This is a genomic window from Fibrella arboris, from assembly GCF_041321095.1.
In the GTDB taxonomy this organism is placed as follows: Bacteria; Bacteroidota; Bacteroidia; order Cytophagales; family Spirosomataceae; genus Fibrella; species Fibrella arboris.
Genome location: NZ_JBGGWE010000031.1, coordinates 1 through 6,620 on the forward strand (window position 1 = coordinate 1; position 6,620 = coordinate 6,620).

A 6,620-nucleotide genomic window follows, 5' to 3' on the forward strand; every position below is an offset into this window, starting at 1 on the left:
GGCCGAAAACGGGCAGACCAGGCTATCATCACTCCTACTCAGGTACGTTACTTTGTCGGCCGTGCCGTTTTGCACAACGTGCTGTCCAGCGGTGAAAAGCCTGTCGCCGGGCAGGTGGCAAGCCGACTGAAACGTGCTGTCCAGCGGTGATTGACCTGTCGACCAAGACGCCGCAAACCAGCAAACAAACGCTCATTATCAATTCGTTATGCTGTCGACCGATACGTGAAATGCCCGCTTACATGATTGAATCACCCAACGCCCCTGAGTGTTGATGGATGAAGCAAGATAGCTAAAACACACGTACCCCGCTAACCTTTACACACTCAGTTCGTTGGGCAAAAAACGTCGCGCTCACGAGTGCTTGTTGTCAGCCGTGACCTGACCACGCGGAGCTAATAACCTGCTTGCTTTAACGCTTTATTGCGGGCTTCTTGGTAGATGGTCGCTCCATATTTGGCACTCAGCAGTTTTCGCATATGTTGGTCATAGCACTCCGCAATCGGTGGCCCCACACAACCGCCAAAGATGGTTTTGATACCGTAAGTACGTTGCAACAACTCGGCCTGAATAAAAGCGGGTGAATCACGGTCCGGCAATCCCCATTGAATCACTTGATAATTAGCTGCTTTAAAGTCATCAGCCGCTAAGGTTTGTGCTGCCTGACAAGATCGACACTGCCTGATTGATGAGGGTAAAAGCGAGGTAGTTGGACTTGCGTTCAAGATGAAGTAGCTTACGCCGACTATGCCAGACACGAGCAGACTGGTCATTGTCATGATACAGGGCGTTTGAAGGCTGGCTTTACTAAGGGGCATATTGTTAAACGGCTTTGAATGATTCACTATACGTTCTGTCGCCGGAGCCGGACCTGTCAGCTCGTACGTGCCGCCACCCACAAAAAGCGTTGACTGTTATGTGCTTATCTTGTCGCCCGAAACGCAGCCGTACCGAAAAGACTTGGCCGAGGCCCAACACCCCGAAGGGCTGATGGCCGCAAGATAAGCCAGACACAGGTACGTTGCCTTGACCTTTGCACCCTTCGCTTGTTGGGCTGCCGCGTTGAACGCGCTGAGTGATGCCTGTCCAACGCGAGTGGACCCCGCAGAGCTGCCTAATGATTCTAATCTACTCGGCGCTTTAACAAGTCATATATATCCTTGCGTGGTCCAACGGCGACAATCGTAACGATGATTACATCATCTTCGATTGTGTAAACAACCCGATAATCACCACTCCGAAGTCGAAATAGTTTGTCATAGCCGTTGAGTTGCTTGATGTTACCTGAGCGCGGGGACTCCCCTAACCGGCTAATCGCTTTGATAAGTTGCTGTTGGATCTTCTTAGGCAGTTTGAGCAGATCTTCCAGCGCAGCTTCATCATATTCAATGCGGTAAACAAGACTCATGCAAGTGTCGATTTTGAAGTCCTTGCTTAGAGCCCTAAACGGGCTTTGACTTCCTCAGTGGAGTATCGCTTGCTCTCCTTAGCCAACCGAGCTGTGGCTAGTTCACCATCAAGCTTATCTTCTAATTGCTGATAAAACTCATAATCGTCAAAGGAGATGACGGCAGCTACATTCTTGCCAGACCGTGTAATGATAGTAGCCTCCTTACCAAAGGCTGCTTTGCTGACGATCTCCGAAAAGTTCTTGCGCGCATCCTGTGTGCTGCTAACTGACTGTGCCATGATCTTTGAGAGGTTTATAAGATGATAACTTCTAACAAAGGTCGTAAGTTCTGTACAAAATGTAAAATCCGTACAGAATATCTACGTTCTTTCCACGATGGATTGGCCTGTCCAACCAGACGAGAAACGCCAGAAAAAAACGCGCTGTCGAACGAAAGTTAGATTGTCTACAGGTACGTGGTAAACCAACAAAGAACGCTCACTATCAAATCGTTATTCTGTCGCACGAGACGCGAAACACCCACTTACATGACTGGATCACCCAACGCCTCAAAGGGCTGATGGCCACCACTCTACTGAACACAAACAACGTTGCCAACGGCTTTACACCCTTTGTCGTGTTGGGTGTCACTTCGCACGCCGGGCAGTTTCCTGTCAACGGTAACCAACCCAGGCAGAGCTAATCAAAAACGCACAAAACCAAACTCACCGCCAGAGGCCGAATACTGTCCGCCGAGGCTGGCAAACCCGCCCGCGCAGGTACGTTACCCTGTCGACCGTAACGCCTTCGGCACGTTCTGTCCCAGGTACGTGGCCCTGTCAGAGGTAACGTGAAAATTCAATAAAAACGCTCACTATCAAGCACTTACCCTGTCAGCCGAAATCCGCCCACGCAGGCAAACTACTGGGGAACACCCAACAACCACAAGGGCTGATGGTGGCCACAAGATAAGCCAAACTCAGGTACGTGCCTACGACCTTTTCACCCTTGTTTGAGTTGGGATGCGGCATTGGCCTAATCGCGTTTTTCCTGTCCTAGGTAAGTGGACCCCGCAGAGCTGACCAACAACGCACACAACCGAATAAGCCGAGAAAGGCCGAGCCAAACAAACCGAGACTGTCGGTCGTGACTGCTCAGGTACGTTCCTGTGTCGGCCGAAACGCATTTGTCGACGTGCTGTCAACGGTTGATTGGCCTGTCGCCAAGTACGTGGCAGACTAACCAAAACGCGCTGTCAAACGGGCTTTGACCTGTCGACCGGAGCGCGAAACGCCAACAAAAGAACGCTCACTATCAATCAGTTACCCTGTCGCCCGGCACGTGAAATACCTACTGACTTGGACGGGTCACCCAACGACCGCAGGGGTTGATGGGGAGCGCAGCGAGCCCTTACACCCCTGCCCACGTTGGGCTGAATTACTTTCCCACGGGACGTGCTTCCTGTCGCCGGAGACCCACACATGGATGGTTCACCCAACGCCCATGAGGGCTGATGGTGAGCGCACAAGATAGAAGAAACAAACGTACCTCCGACCTTTACACCCTCATTTTCGTTGGGCTGAACCTCTCCTTCGGGACGTGTAACCTGTCGCCGGTGACGCCCCACGGGAACTATATTTTCAGTTAAATCTTTAAATCATTCGCCTGTATTTTTCTCTTCAAACTGTCGTATAAAACTGGAAAACGTTCGTAAAATCTAAGCCAATCATCTAAACTTTCAAATTTTCCTAAACCTGGAATAATATAATTTTCAAAATCAATTTTAAGTACAGATATAAACTCATTTAGAATAGTCTCCACTTCTATTGAATAACCTAAATTGTTGCCAAATTTTCTGTTAATTCTATCTGGTAAAAAAACTCCCTCGTCAATATGAGTTATTAAATCATGGTAGGTCACCTTTTTTTTATGTTCATTTCTGACGGTTGCCTTTAAGGCCATTCCGATATTGAATCTAAAGTGGACACTATTGCTTAAGTTCCAAGAATAATTTTGAAGATTTATAACGTTAAAAAAATCACCTCTGTCTTTCCACCAAGTCAGTCCTGATGTTTGATAACCATGCTGTTTCAAGGTTGGTTTTAGATATGACTTTATAAACTCTGTTTGCTTCTCCTTGGCGGTCATATTGCCCTATTGCTTATTAATCTTTTCAGATTGTTTATTACTGCGATTGACTTGTCGCCGGAGCGCACCAATGCAAACCAAAACCTGCCTGCTCAAGGCGTTCGCACTGTCGCACGGAACCCGGAAATGGAAGCTTAAAGCTGCCTAACTGGGGCGTTCAACCTGTCACACGAACTCGCCCTGCAAGCACTTTATGTACTCGCACCCAACTCCTGCAAGGGCTGACGCGACCGATAGGGAGTGTTCACCCTTGCTCTGTTGTGCCGACGGTCCCCCGGTCTCGACCAACCTTGGCTTTAGTGTACACCCATCGAATCCGGGGGATGGGCTGACGCGATGGCCGTGCATTTTTGGGCTAGCTTGTGTTCCCTTGACAGCGAGCTGCCCGCGCCCACAAGCTAGCCCAAAAATAGGACAAAAGCAAGGGCAGGTAGGGGGCATCTCGCACAACGCCACAAAGGGCTGATGGCCACAAGATAAGCTAAACTCAGGTACGTGCCCTTGACCTTTGCACCCTTTGCCGGTTGGGCTGCCACATGGGCCTACTCGCGTGATTCCTGTCCCAGGTAAGTGGACCACGCAGCGCTAACCAACAACGCACAAATCCGAAAGAGCCGAGAGGGGCCCAAACTGACAGACCAGCCAATCCAAGTCTTGTTACAGCTAAGCTGCCACTAAATGCACATCCCTCAGTTCGTTAGCAAGTCGGTGAACCGCCGTTTCAATCCGCTTAACCTGCTCGGCTGATGGAAACTTGGTTTGAGATTTATAGTGACGAAGTAAGGACGGATTTAGTCCAGCATAATCAGCAATCTTAGAGATCTTCAAGTAGGTGTAATGCTCAAAAAAGGCGTAGAGATCATAAGCTAAATCAAACTCCACCTGAGTCACATCATGAAAATCCAGTAGAAGCTGTCTCATATTCTGTTGCAATGCGTCGACAGTGTCTGCATGATCGACAATCAGATTGTCCTCATACGTCAAACGCCCCCAAAAACCTGACTGGTCAGCTTGTTGAGTACCTGCCTCAATAATAAGTTGAATCCGTTCCATAGCGTGCGTAGCTGCTTATTTCAGTCCAGCTTGTTTAAGAATAGAGTTAAGCGTGCCGATTGGCATATCGCCTTTGTGGATAGCCACGGTAACTTTACCGGATTTTGTAGGGTGCACCAATTGTAGGTGACTCCCCTTCTGGGTTTTATCGACCCAACCATCCTCATAAAGCAACTTGAGTATCTCTTTAGCGGTCATGCTCTACTAATTTGAATGCTAAAGTCGCAATTTTGCGCCTAACTTGCAAGAATCTGAGACTATATACATTCCCTGTTTGCCTTGTCAGCCGATATATATTTTCAACGTGCTTTCGCTGTGGTGACCTGTCGCCCGACGCGTGGCAAACCAATAAAGCATTCACTATCAGTCCGCTATTTTGTCGCACGATACGTGGAATACCCGCCGACATGAACGGGTCACCCAACACCCACAAGGGCTGATGGGAGTCGCTTTACTTACGGAAAGATACGTGCCTTTGACCTTTTCACCCTTGTCTTTGTTGGGATGCCGCTTTGGCCTACTCCGAGTGATGCCTGTCCGAGGTAAGTGGACCCCGCAGAGCGAACCAACAACGCACACAACCAAACAAGCCGCGAGAGGCCGAAAACGGGCAGACCAGGCTGTCATCACTCCTACTCAGGTACGCTGCACTGTCGCGCGAAACGCATTTGTCAGCGGGCTGTCAACGATTAATTGGCCTGTCCAACTAGACGTGATAAGCCGATAAAAACGTGCTGTCGAACAGACGCCAAACTGTCAAGAGGTATGTGGCAAACCCACAAAGAGCGCTCACTATCAATTCGTTATCCTGTCGCCCGTAACGCGAAATACCCACTTGCATGGACGGTTCACCCAACGCCCCAAAGGGCTGATGGTGAACCACAAGATTAGCTAAAACGCAGGTACGTTACAACCTTTACACCCTTTGCTCGTTGGGTGCCGCTCAGGCTAGCCGGACAGTTTCCTGTCAGAGGTAAGTGGCCCCTGCAGCGCGAACCAACGACGCACGAAACCGAACAAGCCGAGAGAGGCCGAAGCGTACAAGACTAGCTTGTTAAGCGGTGGCGATCAGGTACGTTAACGGGTTTATATGCCTAGTTGTGGACAAGACGATATTTAGAATTTCTAAAAAATACTTCTTTTTAAATCGAAAAGACCTTTCTTTAGATCACTCGTCGTTAAGAAAAAGAAATAAAGAGAACGTTTAAGTGAAAAGAAATCATGTAAGTTTTTATAGTCCATAGCTCTTAAATGAACGAAACACATTTTTGAAAATGAATGAAAATACTTATCAATCGCATCAAACTCAGAATAATTCTTGGCATTGAAAGCAAGTTCTTTGTTTAGTACATCAAAGTCTACACCAAAATTTGAAAAATAGCTTATAAGGTTTCCCTCTAATTTGCCTAATTCTGTATAAGTCTCATCTATGTCGTTAGCAACGGTGATCAAAGCTAACGAGAAATAGTTAGAAAATATATCGAATTTAGATTTAGCAGTCAGGATTTCACCTGAGCTATTAAACATATTTATTTTTAGATAATTCTTTACGTTTTTCTCAAATTTCTTAAAGATATTTGCAATTTTTATTTTATCTATTTTTGAATATAATTCTAAGTCCAAAGGATTTAGTGATGACTTACTTACATCAAGATACTCTGCGGTAAGAATTATATCATAAAACGCAGAAGCTTGCCTTCTGAATGCGAAGTAAAAGAAATAAGGAATAAAATCTCTTAGTGATTCTAAAAAAATTATATATTTATTTCTATCTCTTAACGGTAAACTTAGATTAACTTTTCCAAAATAAAAAAGCCACCAAAAAGACGTTTTAAGTAATAATGTATCTTCTAAAGCGTCATGAACTTGGGTAGCTGGGATACCAGTTGTATGATAGAATAGCTGTATTATTGATGCGTGAATTAGTCTGTAAAGAAACCTACCTCCTTCTTGCGAAAGAAAGCAGTAATGAGTTTGGGATTAGCTCGCAACTGAGCTAACAGATCAATCACCGATTTAGCCAATTGCG

Annotated in this window: 8 protein-coding genes; 1 reads left to right on the plus strand and 7 read right to left on the minus strand. The window is 46.8% G+C overall.

Features of this window, described 5'->3' with window-relative positions:
• Positions 1-395: 395 nt before the first annotated feature.
• The 3 genes from ACAW75_RS26040 to ACAW75_RS26050 all read right to left on the minus strand — a co-directional run bounded on the left by ACAW75_RS26040 (position 396) and on the right by ACAW75_RS26050 (position 1,689).
• On the minus strand, positions 396-773 hold the full coding sequence (locus tag ACAW75_RS26040; RefSeq protein WP_370731721.1) for a hypothetical protein: 378 nt from the start codon (positions 771-773) through the stop codon (positions 396-398).
• Between the two features lie 350 nt (positions 774-1,123).
• Positions 1,124-1,408 carry a type II toxin-antitoxin system RelE family toxin gene (locus tag ACAW75_RS26045; RefSeq protein ID WP_370731722.1) on the minus strand — a complete coding sequence of 95 codons (285 nt, stop codon included), beginning with the start codon at positions 1,406-1,408 and terminating at the stop codon, positions 1,124-1,126.
• 26 nt (positions 1,409-1,434) lie between these two features.
• The gene (locus ACAW75_RS26050) at positions 1,435-1,689 is read right to left on the minus strand and encodes a type II toxin-antitoxin system Phd/YefM family antitoxin (RefSeq protein ID WP_370731723.1); all 255 of its coding nucleotides are present in this window, start codon (positions 1,687-1,689) and stop codon (positions 1,435-1,437) included.
• A 281-nt stretch (positions 1,690-1,970) separates the two neighbouring features.
• Here ACAW75_RS26050 and ACAW75_RS26055 point away from each other — a divergent pair, with 281 nt between their 5' ends.
• A complete protein-coding gene (locus ACAW75_RS26055) occupies positions 1,971-2,093 on the plus strand; it encodes a hypothetical protein (protein ID WP_370731724.1) in 123 nt (40 codons plus the stop codon).
• Between the two features lie 941 nt (positions 2,094-3,034).
• Here the strand turns inward: ACAW75_RS26055 and ACAW75_RS26060 are convergent.
• The 4 genes from ACAW75_RS26060 to ACAW75_RS26075 all read right to left on the minus strand — a co-directional run bounded on the left by ACAW75_RS26060 (position 3,035) and on the right by ACAW75_RS26075 (position 6,214).
• A complete protein-coding gene (locus ACAW75_RS26060; RefSeq protein WP_370731725.1) occupies positions 3,035-3,538 on the minus strand; it encodes a DUF4304 domain-containing protein in 504 nt (167 codons plus the stop codon).
• 663 nt (positions 3,539-4,201) lie between these two features.
• Positions 4,202-4,591 carry a hypothetical protein gene (locus tag ACAW75_RS26065; RefSeq protein ID WP_370731726.1) on the minus strand — a complete coding sequence of 130 codons (390 nt, stop codon included), beginning with the start codon at positions 4,589-4,591 and terminating at the stop codon, positions 4,202-4,204.
• A 15-nt stretch (positions 4,592-4,606) separates the two neighbouring features.
• Complete coding sequence (locus ACAW75_RS26070) at positions 4,607-4,789, minus strand: type II toxin-antitoxin system HicA family toxin (RefSeq protein ID WP_018621199.1); 183 nt, start codon at positions 4,787-4,789, stop codon at positions 4,607-4,609.
• Between the two features lie 927 nt (positions 4,790-5,716).
• Positions 5,717-6,214 carry a hypothetical protein gene (locus tag ACAW75_RS26075; RefSeq protein ID WP_370731727.1) on the minus strand — a complete coding sequence of 166 codons (498 nt, stop codon included), beginning with the start codon at positions 6,212-6,214 and terminating at the stop codon, positions 5,717-5,719.
• Positions 6,215-6,620 lie beyond the last annotated feature (406 nt).

Coding starts and splice junctions, on each gene's coding strand:
- ACAW75_RS26050 (WP_370731723.1), bottom strand. CDS start 1,689: ATGGCACAGTCAGTTAGCAGCACACAGGATGCGCGCAAGAACTTTTCG.
- ACAW75_RS26040 (WP_370731721.1), bottom strand. CDS start 773: ATGACCAGTCTGCTCGTGTCTGGCATAGTCGGCGTAAGCTACTTCATC.
- ACAW75_RS26055 (WP_370731724.1), top strand. CDS start 1,971: ATGGCCACCACTCTACTGAACACAAACAACGTTGCCAACGGCTTTACA.
- ACAW75_RS26060 (WP_370731725.1), bottom strand. CDS start 3,538: ATGACCGCCAAGGAGAAGCAAACAGAGTTTATAAAGTCATATCTAAAA.
- ACAW75_RS26065 (WP_370731726.1), bottom strand. CDS start 4,591: ATGGAACGGATTCAACTTATTATTGAGGCAGGTACTCAACAAGCTGAC.
- ACAW75_RS26070 (WP_018621199.1), bottom strand. CDS start 4,789: ATGACCGCTAAAGAGATACTCAAGTTGCTTTATGAGGATGGTTGGGTC.
- ACAW75_RS26045 (WP_370731722.1), bottom strand. CDS start 1,408: ATGAGTCTTGTTTACCGCATTGAATATGATGAAGCTGCGCTGGAAGAT.